This window comes from Parvularcula sp. LCG005 (assembly GCF_032930845.1).
Taxonomy (GTDB): domain Bacteria; phylum Pseudomonadota; class Alphaproteobacteria; order Caulobacterales; family Parvularculaceae; genus Parvularcula.
The window spans coordinates 80,933-102,388 of record NZ_CP136758.1 but is presented as its reverse complement, the minus strand read 5'-3'; the positions used below and the strand labels follow the sequence as shown (position 1 = coordinate 102,388).

The following is a 21,456-nucleotide window of genomic DNA, read 5'->3' as shown; positions in this document are numbered from 1 at the left end:
AAGAGAAGCCCGCCCCCTCGGCGGGCTTTTTTTATTGCGAATGCGAAGCTACGAAAGAAAAACCAATTCCACCTATCAATCTGTCAGGGGAAGAGGCGCCAACAGGGCGTCGCATCCTTGAACGAAATTCAGGCCTGTTCCATGTCACGACGCCAGCAGATCACGATCAAGGAAGTCGCCGCCCATGCAGGGGTGTCGCAGATGACCGTGTCTCGTGTTCTGAACAGGGCGTCGATGGTGCGCGAGGAAACCCGCGAAAAAGTTGAGGCGGCGATCAAGGCCCTCAACTATCGCCCTAATCTGATGGCACGCGGGCTTGCCGCCGGTAAGGCCCTTTCAATTGGACTGATCTATAACAACCCCAGCCACGGCTATCTGGGCGAGCTGCTGATCGGCGCCATGAAAAGCTGCCGTGAAGCCGGGCACCATCTGATGGTCGAAGACCTTTATTCAGAACACGAAGCACTGGAACCGACCGAGCTGGCCGAACGCCTGTTCGATATGGGTCTCGACGGCGTCATTATCGCGCCGCCCCTGTCCCACAATCATGATGTGATCAAGGCACTGCGCGACTGGGACGTATCGTTTGTCCTGATCGCCCCCGGTGATATTGCCGGCAATGATCCGACCGTGACGATCGATGATGCGGCCGCAGCCCAGTCCATGACACAATATCTGATTGATCGCGGCTATCGGGATATCGGTTTCATCATTGGACCAACCAACCAGACCGCCAGTGGCGATCGCTATGACGGGTTCCGCAAGGCGATGTTGGAAAATGACATTGCGATCGACGACAACCTGATTGCCAAGGGTGCCTTTACCTATCGTTCCGGCATGGTCGCCGCCCAGCGGCTTCTCAGCCTGCCAAAGCGGCCTGCGGCCATATTTGCCAGCAATGATGACATGGCGGCCGGGGCCATCGCTGCCGCCCATTCAATGGGTCTGAAAGTGCCGGGTGATCTGGCCATTGTCGGCTTTGATGATACACCCATTGCCAACGCCATCTGGCCCCAGCTTACCACCGTTCGTCAGCCGATTGCCGATATGGCCCATCGTGCTGTCAGTATGCTGAGTGAAAGAATATTGGGCGAGCAGTCTTCCATGCCCGACGAAATGGTCCTGCCGGTATCGATCGTTGAGCGGGAATCTGTTTCCTGACCTTTTGCCGGGCCTGACGCATGGACAGGCCCGGTCAACACGAACCATTATTGGCCCGGGGTCACACTGCCGCTTGGCAGGCTGGACGGATCCACCCCCTGCCCAAGGTTCATGACATAGAACTGGCCAAATTCGACGGTCTGCTGAAGGTCGCCAATCTGGAAGGTCATGTTGAGTGAACCATCTTTGTAATTCTGATCGGCCACACCTGACAGATAATGGATCTGCCAGTCGGACGTCAGATTGACCGCGCGCTCAGCCACACCGGTATAGGGTTCAGCCGCCTGCTGCAGACGCGCATAGACGCGGGCCTGACCATTGTCCGGGTCCATCTTTTCCGCACGGCCCCAGAAAGCAATCAGAACGGTCTCGCCTTCGGCGACCCCCTTCTCAACCGTGGCGACGGCCGAGATTTTCCAAGCCTGATCTTTGGCCTTCTTAACGCGTACCTGATAGGCCGACTCGCCCGGTGCATTCGGTGCACGAACGATTTTCGCTTTGATGTCGTCACCCCAGCTGTTCCACGCGGAAGTCAGCGGGTTGTTCATCAATGTCCCGGGCAGGGACTCTTCCAGGATGGCTAGTGCCTCGTCATCGCTCACCTTGTCCTGCGCATGCGCGGACAGGGGCATCAGGCACACCAGCGCCGACAGTACCAATCGTTTCATTCCAAACCTCCCTATCGTGACGGCCGATTATGCATAGGGCCTGTCATTTCAACGATCATACGCCATGGTTTCATGGATAAAAAGTACTGCACAAGGCGAAAGAGAGTTCACGCGCTTTGGAAATGCGCCACTGTTGCGGCAGCGCCATTGTCCAGCAAGCCTTTCAAGGCCGATGAGAGTTCTTGCTGCAACGCAGCATCCTGCGTCATGATAGGGTCAAAGATGGCGCTGAGCGCTGTCAGCGCCTGGACGGTGGCCTCTGCCTCACCCCTGTTCCCTTCAAGGGCCGCAGCCGTCTTCTCAGCCAGGGGGTCATCGACACGGTATGGCTGCCCCTGTTCATCTGTTCCGTATTGCCACCGCATCCAACCCGCAATGGCGAGCGCATGGGCAGGTGATGACAGGCCCCGGCGATGGCGCTCAAGATACGCAGCGACAAGGCGTTGCGGAATCTTCTGACTGCCATCCATCGCGATTTGTACCGTGCGGTGTTGAAGTGCCGAGTTGGAAAAGCGCGCCTTCAGGGCCTGCCGATAGGATTTGGGGTCGAACCCTTCAATCGCCGGCAGGGTCGGTTCAACCTCGTCCCAGAGGGTGTCCACGACGTTCTCGAACCCCTCGGCCGCCATCACCTCATGAATATAGTCGTGGCCTGCCAATGCACCGAGATAGCACATCAAGGAGTGGGAGGCATTCAGCATCCGAAGTTTCACCGATTCCCATCCAGCCACATCGTTGGTCATCTGTACACCAACGGTCTCAAGCGGGGGACGGCGCCCGGCAAAGCTGTCCTCGACCACCCACTGAGTGAACGGCTCCGCCTTCACCATGGCGGCATCGTGATAACCGAAATGGGTCTCAAGCGCCTCAATGTCCGCCTCGGTTGTTGCCGGTACAATGCGGTCGACCATGGACGATGGAAATGCGCCGTGTTCGGAAATCCAGTCCGCGAGCGCCGGGTCGATCTCTGCCGCAAGATCGAGAACGGCCGTCCGCACACGCTCACCATTGTGCGAGAGGTTGTCGCAAGACAATACGGTGAAAGGAGCGAGTCCCCTCTCCCGCCGCGCCATGAGGCCCGCAACCAGAAATCCCGGCGCTGTACGCGGCGTCGCGATGTTTGCAATATCGTGCTGGATATCGGGATCAGACAGGCGCAACTGACCACTGGCCACATCTACGCAGTAGCCTTTTTCCGTCACGGTCAGCGTCACCAGATCGACGTTTTCCTCTGCTAGTGCTGCGACAAGGGCTGCCGGATTGTCCGGTGCCACGAGCACATCGTGAATGGCGCCGCAAATCCGCGCCTCCTCGCGATCGCCGTCGCGGACAAGGATGGTATACAGACCATCCTGCGGGTTCAGCTGTTCGGCCACCTGGCCTGACCGGAGGGACGATCCACGGATCATCCAGCCATCATGACCGGCCTCCATCAATGCCTGCATGTAGTGGGCCTGATGCGCCCGGTGGAACGCCCCCGTCCCCAGATGCACGACACCGATTGCTTGGGTACGATCAAAAGCAGGGCGTACAACCTTGTCGGGCAGCGTTGAGAGTGTCGTCGTTGATAGTCTTTGCATCACTTACCCAATCCAGGGAGCCAGAGGGACAGTTGCGGGATCAGCGTGACGGCGAACAGCACCGCGATCAGCGCAAGATAGAAGGGCCAGATCGTACGAATGACCTGCTCGGGTTTGGCACCACCCACGGCACAGCCAAGGAATAGCACCGACCCCACTGGCGGTGTCACAAGACCAATGCCGAGGTTAAGCATCATCATGATGCCGAAATGGACCGGATCGACCCCCGCCTCCATCGCCACCGGCAGGAAGATCGGCGTCATGATGATGATCAGTGGCGCCATATCCATGAACGCGCCGAGCACGAGCAGAATGGCCATGATGATCAGCATCACCAGCGCCGGGTTGTCCGACACGGACCCCAGAAGACCGGCCAGGGACTGTGGCCCTTCAAGCAGAGCGAACAGCCAGCCGAACATACCCGCTGCCCCGATGATGAGCATCACCATTGCCGTGGTCTTCACCGCACCGGCCGCCGCCTGCAGGAAGCGCGTTGGCCCCAAGGACCGATAGACAAGGAAACCGATGATGATCGTATAAATGACCGCAATGGCCGAGCTTTCGGTCGGGGTGAAGATCCCCTTGATGATCCCCACCACGATGATCAGGGCCGTGAACAGCCCGGGAATGGACATAATCAGCGCCCGGACGAAATTTGACCACCCCGGGAATTCCCCCTTGGGATAGTTGCGTTTCCGCGCGACGAGCCATGCCACGACCATCAGAGCCAGGCCGGCCAGAACGCCGGGGACGATACCGGCGAGGAAGAGATCAGCGACACTGACACCCACTGGACTAGCCGCCGCATAGATGATCATGTTGTGTGACGGCGGAATGAGAATACCGAGGATCGCCGCTGTGATTGTCACGTTCACGGCGTAATCTGCATCATACCCCTTTTCCTTCATCAACGGGATGAGGGTTGAGCCCATGGCTGAGACCGACGCCACGGATGATCCTGAAATGGCGCCAAACATCATGCTGGCGCCCACATCCACCTGCCCCAGACCACCGCGGGAGCGGCCGAAAATGGCTTCTGCAACTTTGACCAGCCTTTCGGCGATACCCGTGCGAGCCATCAGCTCGCCTGCAAACACGAAGAACGGAATAGCCATCAGGGCAAAGACGTTCATCCCCGCGGCCATACGCTGAAACGCCACGACGGCGGGAATATCGAGCGCAAAAAAGGTGATGAGGCTCGATGCGCCAAGAGCGAACGCGACGGGCACGCCAATCAGCAGAAAGACGCCCAAAAGAACGAGGAGAATGATCAGTTCCATAGTGGCTTCACCTCGTCCCCGCGCGCTTCGGTCAGTATATGTTCAAGAGAAAAGAACGCGATCAGAATGCCCGCGCCCGCGATGGGCACATAGGCCAGGCCGCGAGGCAGGCCGAGGGTTGGGATGACATGCTCCCACGTTAGGGCGATAAGCTGAAACCCGCTCCACGCCATGAAAACACCGAACACCAGAACGATCAGATGACAGAAGGTTCGGAGCAGATAGCTTTGCCGGGCAGGCAGCATGTCCTGCACCAGCGTGAGGCGGATGTGGAACCGTTCGCGAACGCCGACGGCAGCCGCGAAGAGGATGAACCACAGCATAAGGAACAGGGCCGCCTGTTCCGTCCAGGCCGGGGCCGCATTGAGCACATAGCGCGCGAAAACCTGCCAGCCGATAATGATCGTCATACCGATCAGACCAGCGGCCGATAGATACAGCGAGAGACGACTGGCGATACGGGAGACCTTGGCGAAACCATCAAGCATCGGGCACCTCCACCGCCAGAATGTCGTCAGCAAGCTTGCGCATATGCGGCTCGGTCAGATATTTCTCCCAGACCGGCTGCACACGCTCAACGAATGGGGCGAGTTCAGGGGTGATGACCTCGACCCCAGCTTCCAATACGCGCTGTTCCGAGATGGCGGACCGTTCATCCCATTTCTGCCGCATGAAGGGGACACTGTCCCGCGCACACAGACGGATCAGATCCTGCGCTTCCCTGTCCAGCTTGTCCCACCGCTTCTTGGACATCAGGAACACTTCCGGTGCCATCACATGACGGGTCAAGCTGTAGAACGGTGCGGCTTCAAAATGCCGGGAGCTTTCATAGGACGGCCAGTTGTTCTCTGCTCCGTCGATCACGCCCTGAAGGATGGCCTGATAGATCTCGCCATAGGACATTGGCGTTGCATCACCACCCAGGGCTTCGACCATGGACACAAAGAGATCCGAATTCTGCACACGGATTTTCTGGCCCTTGAGGTCTTCGGGTGAATTGATCAGCCGGTCACGGGTATAAAACGACCGGGCGCCACTGTCATAATAGCAGAGCCCGACCATGCCATGGGGTTCAAACGCATCCAGGATCGCTCGCCCCGGTGCCCCGTCGAGAGCGGCCCGGAAATGCGCCGTGCTGCGGAACAGAAAGGGAAGTGTCGGGATACGTGTTTCCGGGACGATGGAACCCAGCGGTGAGATACTGACCCGGTTCATGTCGAGACCGCCGAAGATCGTAATCTCCAGCGTGTCTTCCTCGCCGCCCAGCTGCGCGCCGGGATAAACCTTCAACTGCAGCTCGCCATTCGATCGTTCCTTCAGGAGGCGGGCAAATTCCTTCACCCCCAGAACGGTCGGGTAATTCGGGGGATGCGCATCGGCAGAGCGCAGAATGCGGGCATCCTGTCCGCACCCTGTCAGGCTGGCGGCACCCAGTGCTGCCCCCGCCAACAGAGCCGAACGGCGAGTGAGTGAGGGCGTTTCCATGATTATAGTTTGTATGCCTCTTTGGCGAGCTTGTAGCTGAGGGCGTGCGCCACTTCGTGCGCTTCGTCCTCTTCAAGCCGGTGTTCAACAACCAGCTTCGCAAGGAAGCCGCAATCCATCCGGCGCGCCACATCGTGCCGTGCAGGGATGGAAAGGAAGGCGCGCGTATCATCATTGAAGCCGACGGTATTGTAGAAGCCCGCCGTCTCTGTTGTCTGCTCGCGGAACCGGCGCATCCCCTCGGGGCTGTCGTGGAACCACCAGGCCGGGCCAAGCTTCAGCGCCGGATAGTGACCGGCCAACGGTGCGAGCTCACGCGCGTAAGTCGTCTCGTCCAAGGTGAAGAGAATGATCGTAAGATCCGGATTGCTGCCCACTTTCGACAACAGGGGCTGCAGCGCCCGGACATAGTCCGTCCGCATCGGAATATCCGCCCCCTTGTCCCGACCAAAACGGTTGTAGACATAGTCATTGTGGTTGCGGAAGCAGCCAGGGTGGATCTGCATGACCAGACCATCATCGAGGCTCATTTTTGCCATTTCGGTCAGCATCTGCCCCCGGAACAGCTCGGCCTCAGCTGCGGTCACGTCCTCGGTCCGGACCTTGTCGTAGAGAGCCGACGCTTCCGCGTCAGTCAGATCGGCGGTGAAGGCGCTGGGGTGACCATGGTCACTTGAGGTCGCACCCATCGTCTTGAAATAGGCACGACGGTTGCGCAGCGCATTCAGATAGCCCGAATAGGTCGCGACATCTTCACCTGTCATGTCGCCCAGCTTCACGAGATTGTCCCGGAAACCACGGAAGTCAGGGTCCAGAACATTATCTGGCCGGAAAGCGGTGATGACTTTCTTGCCCCAGCCTTCCTTCTGAATTTTCTGGTGATGCACGAGCGGATCGAGAGGGTCTTCCGTGGTCGCGATTACTTCGATGCCAAACTGGTCAAACAATGCCCGTGGGCGGAAAGCATCAGACTGCAGTTTCTCGGCCATCACATCATAATAATGGTCGGCCGTCTTGGCGGTCAGGCGTTCTTGGAGGCCAAAGACCTCCGAGAACACCCAGTCGAGCCACATGCGTGATGGTGTCCCGCGGAACAGGTCGAAGTTGTCTGCGAATAGGTGCCAGATCTTGCGCGGGTCCTTTTCGACCGCGCGGCCCGTCCCATCAAGCGGACGGACCCCGAGATCTTCCAGCGGCACGCCCTGACTGTACAGCATACGGAAGACGTAATGATCAGGGATGATCAGCAGCTCGGCCGGATTTGGAAAATGCTCGTTATCGGCAAACCAGCTGGGATCAGTATGCCCATGAGGGCTGATAATAGGGAGGTGCCGGACCTCTTCGTAGAGCCGTCGGGCAACTGCGCGTGTATCAGCGTCGGCGGGGAAGAGACGATTTTCATTCAGTGACAGCGGAGGCATAATTTAAAGCGTGCTCCTTACACGGTATTTCTGGCGTTCAGCAGAGATCTCGGCGCGGGCGCGGGCGACGGCGTCGGCTTCACTGACCGAAAAAATCATATCGGCAACGCCGCTCAGATGGCTGCGCATGGCAGCACGGGCAGCATCAGGGTCACGCTTGCGGATGGCATCGACGATAGCGCCATGCTCATCGATCCGCGGCTTGATCCCTTCGGCTCGCATCTTGGTATGAAACTGGATGGACTGAAGGGAGCTGGCACGGGCATTCCACAGCTCCGTGATCACATGAACGAGAGCGGAATTGTTCGTGCCCTCGGCAATCGTCAGGTGAAACTGACGATCCACCTCTTCGGACATCACAAGATCGCGCGCATTCTCGGCTTCCATCTTCTCAAGAAGCCGCTCGAGCGTCGCAATGATTTCGGGCGAGGCCTGGGTGGCGGCGAGAGCTGCGGCCTCGGCCTCGATCAGCGATCTGGCTTCGAGAAGCTCATAAGGACCCACATCCATCGGCGCCGGGGCGCCGCGGCGTTCATGGGCGCGCACATAAACACCGGAACCCGAGACGATATCGACAAGGCCATCGACCTCCAGCGCGATCATCGCCTCGCGGATGGTCGGGCGGCTCACGCCATAACTCTCGGCCAGAACTCGTTCAGCCGGCAGCCGGTCCCCGATCGCATATTCGCGTCGCAAGATCTCGTCCGCCAAAGCCTCAGTGACTTTGGCATATAGCCGCTGTTGCGCCATGGGCGGTCTCTGCATTCCCTAAGTGGTCAGGCCTGTTTTTGTTGCATTGCGAAATTGGCCAGACATTTTACAATCAGGGTGACAGGCCAATTTCGACCTGTCAATACTGGCCAAAAGACGTCGAGGAGGAACGTGTCAGATGAAAATAACAGGTGCCAAAGTCATTGTGACGTGTCCGGGCCGGAACTTCGTCACCCTGAAAATCGAGACCGATCAGGGTCTCTACGGGATTGGCGACGCGACCCTGAACGGTCGTGAACTGTCCGTGGCCTCGTACCTGACTGACCATGTGATCCCCGTGCTGATCGGCCGTGACGCGAGCCGTATCGAAGACATCTGGCAATACCTGTATCGCGGTGCCTATTGGCGCCGTGGCCCCGTCACCATGTCCGCCATTGCGGCAGTCGACACGGCCCTGTGGGATATCAAGGGCAAAGCTGCAGGCATGCCAGTCTACCAGCTTCTTGGCGGCGCGTCCCGCGATGGCGTGCTGGTGTACGGACATGCCAATGGCAATGATATCGAACACACGGTGGATGAGGTCGGCCGGTATATCGAACTTGGCTACAAGGCCATACGCGCCCAGTCCGGCATTCCCGGTGTCAAAGGCGCCTACGGTGTGGCCAAGGGCACAATGTACTATGAGCCTGCAGATTCGGCCCTCCCCAGCGAAACCGTGTGGAACACCTCGTCTTATCTGAATTTCGCGCCGAAACTCTTCGATAAGTTGCGGGAGGTGCATGGCTATGATGTCGAGCTGCTGCACGATGTCCACCACCGCCTGACGCCCATCGAAGCCGGCCGTCTGGGTCGGGATCTTGAGCCATACCGGCTGTTCTGGATGGAGGACTGCACCCCGGCGGAAAACCAGGAGGCATTCCGCCTGGTGCGGCAGCATACAACAACACCGCTCGCCGTGGGTGAGATCTTCAACTCGATCCATGACTGCCGGACGCTGATCCAGGAGCAGTTGATCGACTATATCCGCACGACCGTGGTCCACGCGGGCGGTATTACCCACCTCAAGCAGATCGCGGCTCTGGCTGCCCTGTATCAGGTGCGGACCGGCTCCCACGGTGCCACGGACCTGTCGCCGGCCTGCATGGGCGCGGCCCTCAATTTTGACCTCTGGGTGCCGAATTTCGGGATTCAGGAATATATGCGTCATACCGAAGAGACCGACGCGGTCTTCCCCCACGCCTATACGTTTGACGACGGCTACCTGCATCCCGGTAATGAGCCGGGCATTGGCGTCGACATCGACGAGGCCTTGGCCGCCAAATATCCCTACGATCCCAAACAACTGCCAGTGGCGCGCCTGACCGACGGCGCCATGTGGAACTGGTGATGTCAGGCCAATCATCCCGCATCGTCGTCATGGGCGAATGCATGCTTGAGCTGTCCGGTGGCTTGGGCGGTGACACCCGCCTTGCCTATGCCGGCGACACGCTGAACACAGCGCTCTATCTGGCGCGAGCCGGTCTGACACCCGATTATGTCACGGCGCTGGGCGAGGACCCCTATTCCGCCGAGATCATCGAGGGCTGGCGCGCCGAAGGCATCGGCGCCGATCATGTGCTGCGGCACCCTACGCGCGTGCCGGGGCTTTATGCCATCCGGACCGATGATGAAGGGGAGCGACACTTCTACTACTGGCGGGAGAATTCAGCGGCCCGGGCCTTCTTCCAGATTGAGGGGCAGGTGGCCGCCGTGGACCATGCAGCCAAAGCGGACTGGCTCTATTTTTCCGGGATCACCCTATCGATTTTCGACGCCGCGGGTCGTCAGCGCCTGAAGGATATCGCCGCGAGCGTAAAATCCCGTGGCGGACAGGTTGTGTTTGATCCCAACTATCGCGCCCGCGGCTGGTCCTCTGCCGGTGAGGCGCGCGAGGCCATTCGTCAGATCGCGGACACCTTCACTCTCGTCCTGCCGACATTTGACGATGACGCTGCGCTGTTTGGTGACGCAAGCGTGCTCGACTGTGCGCACCGCTGGCAGAAATGGGGGGCTGCCCGCGTGCTGGTCAAAGACGGCCCCCGCGGCTGCACCATCGTCGAGCAAGCAAATACAACAATGATCCCGGTGGAACAGATCATTCGACCGAAAGACACGACTGGCGCAGGCGACAGCTTCAACGGCAGTTTTCTGGGACAGCTTATCTCCGGCGCGCCGCTTGAGATCGCAGCCATTGCTGGCAATCGCACGGCCGCAACGGTCATTCAGCATCCTGGCGCAATTATTCCGCGTGCCGCCATGCCTGACCTCTCGGCAGAGGCGTTATATGCAGTGCACAAATCACTCAGCCTGACCTGAAACAGCAAGAGAATTGCTTGTCAGGCGCAGAGATTGAATGTTAGCCCTAACAACCTGATCGAAAGGCGCGTTATTTGCTTTCATGTGGAGAGCATAGGCGGCTACATTGGTCGACAATAATTCCATGGGAGGAATCCAGGTGTCAGAGACACAAATGAATCAAGTGCAGGAAAAAGGCGATTTCGGCTTCGTCCTGCTCATCAGTATCGTGGCCACTATTGGCGGCTTCCTGTTCGGTTTCGATAGCGGCGTCATCAACGGGACCGTCGATGGTCTGACGTCCGCCTTTAATTCTGACAGCGTCGCGACAGGCTTCAACGTTGCCTCGATGCTGCTCGGCTGTGCCGCCGGTGCGGCCCTCGCTGGCTCCCTGTCCGACATGTTTGGTCGCCGTACCATGCTGATCGTCGCGGCAGTGTTCTTCATCGTTTCGGCCTGGGGCTCGGGCATTGCAGGCTCTTCCGGTGAGTTCATCATCTACCGGATCATCGGCGGCCTCGCCGTGGGTGCTGCGTCCGTCATGGCGCCAGCCTATATTTCCGAAATCGCGCCAGCGCATCTGCGCGGCCGCCTGTCGTCGATCCAGCAGGTCGCGATCATCTTCGGTCTCTTCGTGGCGTTTCTGTCCAACTATCTGATCGCTGGCGCTGCTGGTTCGTCGACTAGCGAATTCCTGCTGGGCTTTGACGCCTGGCGCTGGATGTTCTGGGTCGAGCTGCTGCCGGCTGCGATCTTCCTCGTGGCCCTCTTCTTCATCCCCGAAAGCCCGCGCTTCCTCGTCGCCCGCGACAAGTTGGCTCAGGCGTCCAAGGTGTTGGAGCGCGTTTCCGGCACAGTCGCTGGTAAAGCCAAGGTCGCGGAAATTGAAACGTCGCTCGCGAATGACCACAAGCCAAGCATTGCGGACGCCTTTGGCGGCGTGGTGTTCAAGCCGATTGTCTGGGTGGGTATTGGTCTTGCCGTGTTCCAGCAGCTCGTCGGCATCAACGTCGTGTTCTATTACGGCGCTGTGCTGTGGCAGGCCGCTGGCTTCACCGAAGAGCAGGCCCTGTTCACCAACGTTCTCTCCGGTGGTCTGTCGATTGCTGCAGTGATCCTCAGCTTGCTGATCGTCGACAAAGTCGGCCGCAAGCCGCTCCTGTGGATTGGCTCCCTTGGCATGGCCGTCACGCTTGGCATCGTCTGCTACGCCTTCTCGACCGGTGAACTGCTGGTCGATGGCAGCCTCGATCTGTCCGCTGAAAACGGCCAGCTCGCACTCTACGCGGCTCTTGCCTATGTGATGTTCTTCAACTTCTCATGGGGCCCCGTGATGTGGGTCATGCTCGGCGAGATGTTCCCGAACCAGATGCGTGGCTCCGGTCTGGCTGTGGCCGGCTTCTTCCAGTGGGTCGCCAATTTCGCGATCACCATGACCTTCCCGATCATGCTGGCCGCCAAGAATATCGGCCTTGTGGGTGCCTATGGCTTCTACGCCGTCATGGCCGCGGTTTCGGTCGTCTTCGTCCTCTGGGCCGTCAAGGAAACCAAGGGCAAGGAACTCGAAGCGATGACCGATCACTGATCGGTCTTGCGACTAAAATCCAAGAAAGCGGGAGCGGCATTCGCCCTCCCGCTTTTTTTGTGCGCTCATCGCTGGGCAGCGGACTTGTCGCGGCATAAAATGCATCATGAGCCGGAACAGCCACGCAGACGCCGCCGCATTGGACGGCGAATTTGAGAATGCCGCCCTATGGCGCGAAGAAGCTCTGCAGCTGCGGGCCATCCTGCAATCCTGTGATCTCGACGAAGCACTGAAATGGTCAAAGCCCTGCTACGGGCGCGACGGCCAGAACGTCGCCATCATCCAGCGCTTCAACTCAGGCCTAGCGCTTCTTTTCTTCAAAGGCGCCCTTCTTGATGATCCGAAGGGGTTGCTGGAGGTCCAGGGCCCGCAGTCCCGATCTGGCCACAGAATGATGTTCATGTCGGTGAATGACATTCGCCAGTCCGAACAGGCCATCCGTGACTTCATCAAGCAGGCCATTGCCCTCAATGACGCCGGCGCTCGCGTTCAAGCCGCCTCGCCCCCGGCATGGCCAGCAGAACTGTCAGAGGCGCTGGCCGTGGATGCTGTCTTTGACAAAGCCTTTCGGGCACTCACGCCCGGACGTCAGCGCGGCTACTGCCTGTATTTTGAAGGCGCCAAGCAGTCCAAGACCCGTCATTCGCGGATTGCGCGATATCGATCCGCCATCCTTTCGGGAAAGGGACTGCTCGACCGGTGAAAGCGCACAAAAAAGGGCGGCCCTGAGAGCCGCCCTTGTCATTCGTGTGCCGCCAGTGATTATTTGACCAGCGGGAAGTTCGTGCACGTCGCGCCGCCCACAGCAGGCACCACGGCGATTTTGGCCAGGACGATTTCCAGCTCGCCCGTCGTTTTGAGAGCGAAGGTGTCGATCTTCGTCATATCAACGCCGGCATCCGCAACGCATTTCAGCGGCAGCATGACAGACTGCACGCCGCCATAATTGCTCTGGCTGAACATGCTGCTGACATTGAACGGCGCACCACAGTCCTCGCCGCAGGCAAAGGTCAGATGGACATCACCGCTGGCCGGCGTCTCAACCAGGTAATCGATCGCCAGGGCGAACTGCGCGTTGGTCTCACGACTGAAATCTGTCGGCGTGCGCGTCATGATCAGTTCAGCCGGCGCCGAACCATCCCAGGTGGCGCGCAGGGCGTTTTCCTGCTGCCCGAGGTCGGCGGGCTTGACGGTCAGCGCCTTGCTCGGTGAGCTGACAGCACCCAACGACCATTCTTCAGCGCCCTGATCATCCATGACCTTCAGGGTCCAGCCACCGATAACGGCGCCATTGTCGAACAGGGTCAGCGTGTTCGCCTCAGTCGCGACGGCATCCTCGTGCAGCTCATCAAGCGTGCTTTCGTCACCATAGGTGAGGCCATAGCCCAGCGGGAACAGCGGGTCGTAATTCTCATCGCCCTTGTTCAGGCGATACTGGTCTGCCCGCTTTGGCCACGAGAATGAGAGGCGACCGGTAAAGTCGTGCTGGACCTCACCCGCAGCGTCCGTGAACAGAACGTCGGCCAAGGCACCCGCCTGCGTGCCTGGCAGCCACGCTGCGACGAAGGCATCAGACGCGTTCAGCTCGGGGTTCATCCACAATGGACGCCCGGACAGGAACACAGCCACGACAGGAACGCCGTCGGCTTTCAGCTTGCGCAGAAGCTCCACGTCGCGATCATCACCCGGCTTGTAATCGAGCGTACCGATGTCACCACGGAACTCCGCATAGGGATCTTCACCGAACACCACGACAGCCACATCAGGAGTTGATGAAGTCTCGCCATTGCGATCGACCATCAGTGTGCCGCCGGCATTCTCAACATTCCGCCGAATACCATCGAGCAGTGTTTCCGCCTGCGGGAAGTCCTTCTTGCTGATGCCTTCACCCTGCCAGGAAATCGTCCAGCCGCCCGACAGCTTGCTGAGATTGTCAGCGCCGTCACCGGCGACCAGCACATTGGCGCCCGGGCTGAGCGGCAGGACGTTGCCGTTGTTCTTGATCAGCACAGCAGATTTACGGACAGCTTCACGTGCGATTTCTGTATGCTCGTCACCGCCGAGATATTCGAACTTGCCGGTGTACTCGCGCTCACTTGGCTTTGGCTGTTCAAACAGGTTGGCACGCATTTTTACGCGCAGGATACGGCGGACAGCATCGTCCAGACGCGCCATCGGAATTTCGCCAGACTGAGCGTGGGCCAGCGTTGTCTCGTAAAGACCTTTCCAGCTGTCCGGTGCCATGTACATGTCGAGGCCAGCATTGATCGAGTCCGGACAGTCCGTAGCCGTACAGCCCTTGATCTGGCCGTGGCCGTTCCAGTCACCGACGACAAGACCGTCAAAATCCCACTGCTCTTTCAGAACATCCGTCAGCAGATCCTTGCGGCCATGCATCTTCTGATCGCCCCAGCTGGAGAACGACGCCATCACCGACTGCACCCCGGCGTTCAGGGTCGAATAATACCCCGCACCGTGAATGTCGCGCAGCTCTTCTTCAGTGGAGATCGTCTCGCCCTGGTCCTTGCCGCCATCAGTACCGCCATCGCCAAGGAAGTGCTTGGATGTGGCAACGACCTTGCTGGAATCGAGGAAATTGTCCGTTCCCGGCACGCCCTGGATCCCGTGGACAAGCGCCGCGCCCAGTTTGGCGATCAGCTCAGGCTCTTCGGAATAGCTCTCATAGGCGCGGCCCCAACGGTCATCCCGTGCAGCGGCCAGCGTGGGTGCGAATGTCCAGTCGAGACCCGTGACGCGGATTTCCATCGCCGTGGCCGCGCCAATGCGCTCCAGCAAGTCGGCGTCGCCCGTGGCACCCAGACCGATATTGTGCGGGAAGACCGTCGCGCCGGGAATATTGGTGTGACCATGAACGGCGTCCGTGCCCCAGATGATCGGTATCTGTGGTCCGTCCTCAGCCATGGACGCTTCCCAGAAGGCATCGGCGAGATCGATCCAGTCCTGCGCGGGACCATGCAGGTCACCATTGGGGGCGGAGTTGCCGCCATTCAGGACCGACCCGAGATAGTATTTCTTGACGTCTTCGGGTGTGACGGCGCTGATGTCCGCCTGGATCACCTGGCCGACTTTCTGCTCCAGCGTCATGGCGGCGATGATCTCGTCGATTCGCTGCTCCATGGCCGGATCCTTGGCCACCGGCATTTTGATGGTGCCCCAGATGGCCGGATCAACCGCCTTCTCTCCATTATTCACGGCGGCAGTCGCGGTGGATTCGGCATCCGCCGTCATTTCCGGTTTACCCTGGGTTTGGGCAGACGTTTCAGGCATTGATGTTTTCTCCTCATCGGCGCTGCACCCCGCGACCATCGCGAGCGCCAGGACGGCCGAAATGCCGAGCCGATGGCCGTTGCGAAGTTGGTGGGCGGCGGATGCAGTGTGTCTGTTCAACATGGTCCATTTCCGTTTGGCTTTAAGTCGGCGCGTTGCCGACGCGGATCAGTTTATCCCGTCAAGTACGCCATCAGGCGCTCGCTGGGGGTGTATAGTCAGGGGCGTAGTCCTGGAGGCGATCATACCAGAATATTTTCAGGAAGATCGATGTCACCACAATGAGGCCGGCGGCGATGCCCGCCTTCTCCCAGTGACGAATGACAATGAAAATCGGGAACGCAACGAGGCTGGTCTGCCACACGATACCCACCGCCACATTGATCATGTCGCGCTTGAAATCGCGGTTCGGCGCAACGGCACGGCCGGCGTCTTCCAGTGATTTCTGCACCGGTCCCCAGAACCCCCAGGGCCGCGTGCGCAGATAAAACTCCTGCAGGACGGCTATGTCCGTTGCTGGCGTCATCTTAGAGGCGATCACAATGGCTGCCATCGACGCGATGAAGAAGAACGGGAAGGCCACCAGCGGCGTCAGCGCCGGGCTGAGGCCAAACAGTTCGGCAAGTATCTCTGTCTCCGGAAAGCCGAGCAGCAGCGACAGGGCGATCCCCACCAGCATGCCCCAGAAATAGCCGTAGCCATTCATCCGCCACCAGTACCATTTGACGACGTTCGCCGCGGTGTAACCGCCGTAAAGACCGGCAATGACGATATTCACTACGCCGTCGATCGACGTCAGGAACAGCCCCGCAAAGGTCCCGATGATCACGAACAGCGCCGAGACCAGATAGCTCAGCCGCATATAGGTGCGGTCGGAGGCATTGGGGTTGATGTACTTCTTGTAGATGTCGTTCACGACATAGGCAGGCGCCGCGTTCAGCGGGGCCGCGAAGCTCGACATGAACGCTGCCAACAGACCTGCCAGCGCCAGACCGAGAAGGCCGGCCGGGATGAACTCGCTCAACGCGAAGGGCAGGATCGCTTCGAAATCAGCGGCACTGCCCTGCGCCCGTAGCTCGTCCGAGAAATAGACGAGGGCCAGCACAACAAGGCCGGCAATGAGGAAGTAGCGCGGCACGATCAGCACGCAGTTCACGAACCAGCTCATCTTGGCGGCCTCGACCGGCGTGCGGGCCGACAGGATGCGCTGCATGTCATAGTTCGGCGCAGGGCCCGCCATGGAGATGAAGACGCCCTTCAGCAGAACCAGGGCGAAGAAGATGCCGAAGAGCGAATAGCCCTCATTGGCGATCTTGTCGTTGGCGGAGGGAATGAGATTGGACCAGTCGAGGCCAAGCTCCCAGCCAAAGAACGGGTTGGCCCAACCCTCGGGAATGGCCGCTTCGATCATTTCCGGCGAGGTGTGCGAGAATGCGATCCACGCAATGCCAAGGCTGGCGACCGTCATCACACAGAACTGCATCACCTCGGTGAAGACCACCGAATACATGCCGCCTTTGATCACGTACAATGTGGTCAGAACCACCACCACGACACCCCAGGCCTGTTCATTATAGCGCGTCATCAGCGCGTCGCGCTCCAATGCCAGATCACTGGTCAGGCCAGCCCCCTGAAGCGCGTCGGGCAGGAAGAGGTGGAGGTTCAGAATGTCCGCAAGATCCAGCGGCATGAACTGTGCGGACAGCTTACCAATGCCCAAGAACCCATAGGCCATGTAGGCGAGCACCAACATGAGCGCGAACAGCACAACGATCAGGTGGCTAAGACGGGCTGATGGACCATCGCCGAACCGCAAGGTGATCCATTCCGCGCCGGTCATGGCGCCGGAACGGCGCATCCAGATCGACAGGAAGACCATCAGGAAAATCTGGTTGAAGACCGGCCAAAGCCACGGAATGAAGACAGATTTCAGACCGTAAACGAACAGCAGGCTGACGAGCCACATGGTGCCCGCGACGTCAAACATGCCCGAGGCATTCGACAGCCCCAGCGCATACCAAGGCAGCTTGTTGCCGCCGAGGAAGTAGCTTTTCATGTTCTTCGACGCGCGGCTGGAAATCCAGAAGCCGATAAAGAGGGTCGCGCCAATATAGACGAGAATGATAGCGATATCGATTGCATGGAGCTGCATGGTCAGCCTCGCCGTTGGTGGGTCGTGAGGGGAAGATTGGATGATGGATAGGCCAACCCCATCCGCTGGGACGCGGACGCAGGACGTGTGCTGCAGCGTATCTGCTGCCTGATCTGGTTGGTGAGCACCCTCAATTTCCTCCCAAGGCGGCGCGCATGAGCGCCGTGTTTATGCTCGTTATCGCTGGTCCAGGCTGCCAGGAGCAACAGGACTGCCAACACTTCTGCAGCCTTTCGCATCTTCGGCGAATAGGCCCCGGCTGGCTGAGCCAGAACCTGCTCTACAAACGATTACATTGCAATATTTGAGACACAAAAACGCGGATGAAATCACACTCGCGAGGATTGAAAACGTTTCATCGCCATTTTCATCGAATTTCCGCGCTTTTCAGCATTCCCTTCCATTTTCAGGACAAGAATGCGACTTGTTTCATGCAACAGAGGGGCGCTACAATTTTGTCGCAGGTCTGTTTCATCAATTTCATAAGAAGGTCCGCACCTTGGCACAGATCAGAGACGTCGCGCGCATGGCAGGCGTATCGCCCGCAACCGTTTCACGGGCCTATACGCAGCCGGACAAGGTCTCGCCTGACACGCTCGCGCGGGTTCGCGAAGCCGCCGAAAATCTCAATTACAAGCCGAACTCCATGGCCAAGGCGTTTCGCGGCAAGAGCACCGACAGTGTGCTCATTTTGGTACCGGAACTGTCGAACGTGCTTTTCACCCGTGTCCTATCAGGCATTGAGCGGGTGGCGACGGAAAACAATTATTACCTCCTGGTCTCAGACACCCATGACGACGTGGAGATCGAACGATCCGGGGTCGAACTGGTCGAAACCAACCGGGCGGATGGGGTGATCCAGCTGGGCGGCCGCCCCCTGGAAGTCCTTCATAAGCGCGGCGATGATTGCGGCATTCCATTTGTTCACGCGATTGAGCCGGTGGGGCACCGCCCCTACCCCACGGTCAGCGTCGACAATGAAGCGGCCGCGGAGTCCATGGCCAGCTATCTGCTCGCCCTTGGTCATCGGCGCATCGGGGTGCTCGCCGGCATTCCGGACCGCGATGTCACGCGCACGCGCCTGAACGGGTTTCGCCGAGCGCTCGCCGCCTATGATCTGGAGTACAGTCCGAACGATGCCGAATTCAACGCGTTCTCGCTGAGCGGCGGGGCCGAAGCAGCCCTGCGCCTGTTGACCCGCACGCCGGACCTGACCGCCCTGTTCTGCATGAGTGATGAGATTGCGATCGGTGCAATGCGCACCTGCCTTGATCGGGGGATGCGCGTCCCGGACGACATCTCCATCACAGGCTTCGACAACATTGCCTTCAGCCGGTTCAGCGCACCACCACTGACAACGGTCATGCAGCCGGCGGAGCGCATGGGCGAAATTGCCATGACACTGATGGTCAACCGCCTGAAAGGTCGCCCCGGACAGGAGCGGCAAATCCTCCCCACCGAACTCGTCATCCGCGGCAGTTGCCGACGCATCTGACGCATCCTAAGCGACGATCAGGGACCCGAGCCGTCCAGGCGGGTCGAGGGAGACAGTGCGCATGAATGTATCGAAATGGTTGGGGGTGTTCGGCCTGTCTGCCCTGGCCGGATGCGGCGGCCAGAACGAGGGTAAGCTGATGGATGACACCGGCCCCGTCGTTGAAGGTATCTCGATCTGGCCCGGCTTTGTCCCCGATGGGCGGGCCCATGTGGCAGGGCGGCTGCCGGTGCTTGAAGCCTATGACACACTTGATGGCGGCGTCATCTTTCTGGGCGACAGCATTACAGAGGGCGCGGATCTGCCGACACTTTTTCCAAGGGTAGAGACGCGGAATTTCGGCATCGGCTGGGACACAACGGATGGCGTCCTGACCCGACTGTCACAGCTCGCAAGGCATCACCCTGATCGACTGTTCCTGCTGATCGGCACGAATGATACGGGGTATGATCATGGTCCGGATCATATCGCCCTCAACATCATTGAGATCGTGCATCGCCTGCAACGCAGCCTGCCTGAAACCGACATCTACGTCCTGTCGATCCTGCCACGTGAAACAGCAGGCAACATGACCATTCTGCCCGCCAACCGGCTGGTGGCGGAGGCGGCGCAGAAGGAAGGGTTCACTTTCCTGAATATTGCGCCGGCATTTGCGGCAGAGGACGGCACGATGCTGCCAGAGCTGACCGGTGACGGCCTTCACCTGAATGATGAAGGCTATACGGTTTTCAGCGAATTGCTGCGCCCCTGCGTCGAAGAAGGATGCGAAGGACTGTAAGCACCCTTCGCCAGTTACCTGTCAGTCCGCAGACTGAACGCCGAGTTCAATGGCATGATCTTTCATGAGCGCCATGGTCGATTCATCGGTGTCGAACACTGAATTAAGGCCCTGTGGTTCCTGGGGCGGATCACCCGTATAGCTGCGATCACCATCCTGCCAATTGCCGTCGGGGTGTTCGGCGCGACCAGCACCGCCCCATGTCCAGATGTTGGAGCCGACCAGCGGACCATCAGTGGATGCGCTCTGTTCGATCCGGTCATAGACATAGCTATAGAAGCGGTCACGAAAATCGGTTGTCGACTCCACCGACAGAGCGCCGCCGTCGCGTGGCAGACCAAATTCCTCGATCACGATCGGCTTGCCTAACTCATTCGCAAAGCCGATGTGCTTGTCGATATAGGCGCCCGAATTGGCCAGGACACGATCAAATGTGCCTTCCATGTCCTGATCGTCCAGCCAGCCCCAGTTGTAAGGCCACATGTGGAAGGTCAGATAGTCGATCGCGCTCGTATCGTGCGCCTCGAGGAAGCAGGCATCATTGTCTGCACACCCCATGAACCCTTCATTCCCCGTGGAGACGAGGTGATTGGGATCGAGAGACTGGATATAGCCGGCAATATCCTCAATCCACGCGTAGAAAGCTGGCATGGCGTGATTTTCAGGCTTTTCGGCATTGTAGCCAGCACGCGGCTCGTTGGCGAGCTGCCATGACATGATGGTCGGATCATCGACGTAACGGACGCCGGTAACACTATTGGTCCGCGTCACGACCGCCTCGATGTAATCCTTGAACATCCGATTGGCTTCTTCGTTCGAGTAGAACTTCATCGTGTGAAGAACATAGGCCGGCCATGGTTTGTCTGGATCACCCAGATCCACATATTCCCCGTCATTGACCCATGAGAGATAGGTCCCCATGCCGCCGGACCATTCCCAAAAATTGTTCAGATAGATGACAGCCTTCATGTCTCGCTTGGCCATCTCTGCGAGAAGAACGTCGAGGCCTTTCAGCAGCTCTTCATTGTAAACATCAGTCTCGTTTCGGAACGCCGGTTTGATCGATGCCTTCATCGGTCCGTCTTCAGACGATCCAAGAACGCGCAGATTGGTCACGCCTAGCGCCTTGAGGTCATCAAGTTCCTTGCGCAGCCGCTCGACATTGCCGATGTCGCCGCCCGCGCCCAGATAGGCGCCGTACCAAAAATTGACCCCGACATATTGGTACTCTTCGCCATCGATTTCGAAATCCTGCCCGTCGACCGTGACAAAACCCGTGGGCATCGCCGCGGCGGGCGCACTATTGGCTTCGCTGGACGTGGCGGGCACGGCCGCAGGCGCTGCCGACGTGGAGGTTGTCGTTTTCTCACCGGTACAAGCCGCGAGAAGCGATCCACCGGCGAGCAAGAGTACTTTCAGTCTGATCATGTCGATCCTCCCGACCTGTTTTTATCTGGCCGCAAATTGGCCAGAGCCGCACTGAAACGTCAAGGTGGAACCGTTTACATAGTTGCCTGC

General features: G+C 59.1%; 17 protein-coding genes. 7 read left to right on the top strand and 10 right to left on the bottom strand.

The features are described 5' to 3' along the window. Nucleotides 1–117: 117 nt before the first annotated feature. Nucleotides 118–1,161, top strand: a complete 1,044-nt coding sequence (locus tag RUI03_RS00450; RefSeq protein WP_317288308.1) for a LacI family DNA-binding transcriptional regulator — start codon at nt 118–120, stop codon at nt 1,159–1,161. A gap of 47 nt (nt 1,162–1,208) precedes the next feature. On the opposite strand, the gene RUI03_RS00445 is transcribed toward RUI03_RS00450, so the two are convergent. The 7 genes from RUI03_RS00445 to RUI03_RS00415 form a co-directional block, all read right to left on the bottom strand. Next, a complete protein-coding gene (locus RUI03_RS00445; RefSeq protein WP_317288307.1) occupies nt 1,209–1,829 on the bottom strand; it encodes a carbohydrate binding domain-containing protein in 621 nt (206 codons plus the stop codon). Between the two features lie 107 nt (nt 1,830–1,936). Next, nucleotides 1,937–3,409: a mannitol dehydrogenase family protein gene (locus RUI03_RS00440; protein WP_317288306.1), complete on the bottom strand. Its 1,473-nt coding sequence runs from the start codon at nt 3,407–3,409 to the stop codon at nt 1,937–1,939. Then, nucleotides 3,409–4,689, bottom strand: coding sequence for a TRAP transporter large permease (locus RUI03_RS00435; RefSeq protein ID WP_317288305.1), 1,281 nt, complete (start codon nt 4,687–4,689; stop codon nt 3,409–3,411). The genes RUI03_RS00440 and RUI03_RS00435 overlap by 1 nt, the downstream gene beginning before the upstream one ends. Continuing rightward, on the bottom strand, nt 4,680–5,177 hold the full coding sequence (locus tag RUI03_RS00430; RefSeq protein WP_317288304.1) for a TRAP transporter small permease: 498 nt from the start codon (nt 5,175–5,177) through the stop codon (nt 4,680–4,682). Before RUI03_RS00430 ends, RUI03_RS00435 begins: the two co-directional genes overlap by 10 nt. Then, nucleotides 5,170–6,174, bottom strand: coding sequence for a TRAP transporter substrate-binding protein (locus RUI03_RS00425; RefSeq protein ID WP_317288303.1), 1,005 nt, complete (start codon nt 6,172–6,174; stop codon nt 5,170–5,172). Before RUI03_RS00425 ends, RUI03_RS00430 begins: the two co-directional genes overlap by 8 nt. 2 nt (nt 6,175–6,176) lie before the next feature. Then, nucleotides 6,177–7,595, bottom strand: a complete 1,419-nt coding sequence (gene uxaC / locus RUI03_RS00420; RefSeq protein WP_317288302.1) for a glucuronate isomerase — start codon at nt 7,593–7,595, stop codon at nt 6,177–6,179. A 3-nt stretch (nt 7,596–7,598) separates the two neighbouring features. Beyond that, nucleotides 7,599–8,345, bottom strand: coding sequence for a FadR/GntR family transcriptional regulator (locus RUI03_RS00415; RefSeq protein ID WP_317288301.1), 747 nt, complete (start codon nt 8,343–8,345; stop codon nt 7,599–7,601). 139 nt (nt 8,346–8,484) lie between these two features. Between RUI03_RS00415 and manD the strand changes: the two genes are divergently transcribed. The 4 genes from manD to RUI03_RS00395 all read left to right on the top strand — a co-directional run bounded on the left by manD (nt 8,485) and on the right by RUI03_RS00395 (nt 12,928). Next, the gene (gene manD / locus RUI03_RS00410) at nt 8,485–9,693 is read left to right on the top strand and encodes a D-mannonate dehydratase ManD (RefSeq protein ID WP_317288300.1); all 1,209 of its coding nucleotides are present in this window, start codon (nt 8,485–8,487) and stop codon (nt 9,691–9,693) included. Beyond that, the gene (locus RUI03_RS00405; RefSeq protein ID WP_317288299.1) at nt 9,693–10,661 is read left to right on the top strand and encodes a sugar kinase; all 969 of its coding nucleotides are present in this window, start codon (nt 9,693–9,695) and stop codon (nt 10,659–10,661) included. The genes manD and RUI03_RS00405 overlap by 1 nt, the downstream gene beginning before the upstream one ends. A 154-nt stretch (nt 10,662–10,815) precedes the next feature. Beyond that, nucleotides 10,816–12,225, top strand: coding sequence for a sugar porter family MFS transporter (locus RUI03_RS00400; RefSeq protein WP_317288298.1), 1,410 nt, complete (start codon nt 10,816–10,818; stop codon nt 12,223–12,225). A gap of 106 nt (nt 12,226–12,331) precedes the next feature. Continuing rightward, nucleotides 12,332–12,928 (top strand): YdeI/OmpD-associated family protein, encoded by a 597-nt coding sequence (locus RUI03_RS00395; RefSeq protein WP_317288297.1) that lies wholly within the window; start codon nt 12,332–12,334, stop codon nt 12,926–12,928. A gap of 59 nt (nt 12,929–12,987) precedes the next feature. On the opposite strand, the gene RUI03_RS00390 is transcribed toward RUI03_RS00395, so the two are convergent. Both RUI03_RS00390 and RUI03_RS00385 read right to left on the bottom strand, forming a co-directional pair. Next, the gene (locus RUI03_RS00390) at nt 12,988–15,636 is read right to left on the bottom strand and encodes a glycoside hydrolase family 3 protein (protein ID WP_317288296.1); all 2,649 of its coding nucleotides are present in this window, start codon (nt 15,634–15,636) and stop codon (nt 12,988–12,990) included. A 70-nt stretch (nt 15,637–15,706) separates the two neighbouring features. Next, nucleotides 15,707–17,665 (bottom strand): sodium:solute symporter family protein, encoded by a 1,959-nt coding sequence (locus tag RUI03_RS00385; protein WP_317288295.1) that lies wholly within the window; start codon nt 17,663–17,665, stop codon nt 15,707–15,709. 499 nt (nt 17,666–18,164) lie between these two features. Between RUI03_RS00385 and RUI03_RS00380 the strand changes: the two genes are divergently transcribed. Then, on the top strand, nt 18,165–19,160 hold the full coding sequence (locus tag RUI03_RS00380) for a LacI family DNA-binding transcriptional regulator (RefSeq protein WP_317288294.1): 996 nt from the start codon (nt 18,165–18,167) through the stop codon (nt 19,158–19,160). A gap of 61 nt (nt 19,161–19,221) precedes the next feature. Then, nucleotides 19,222–19,938, top strand: coding sequence for a GDSL-type esterase/lipase family protein (locus RUI03_RS00375; RefSeq protein WP_317288293.1), 717 nt, complete (start codon nt 19,222–19,224; stop codon nt 19,936–19,938). Nucleotides 19,939–19,959: 21 nt separating this feature from the next. Here the strand turns inward: RUI03_RS00375 and RUI03_RS00370 are convergent, their stop codons facing one another. Beyond that, nucleotides 19,960–21,366 (bottom strand): glycoside hydrolase 5 family protein, encoded by a 1,407-nt coding sequence (locus tag RUI03_RS00370; RefSeq protein ID WP_317288292.1) that lies wholly within the window; start codon nt 21,364–21,366, stop codon nt 19,960–19,962. Between the last annotated feature and the right edge of the window lie 90 nt (nt 21,367–21,456).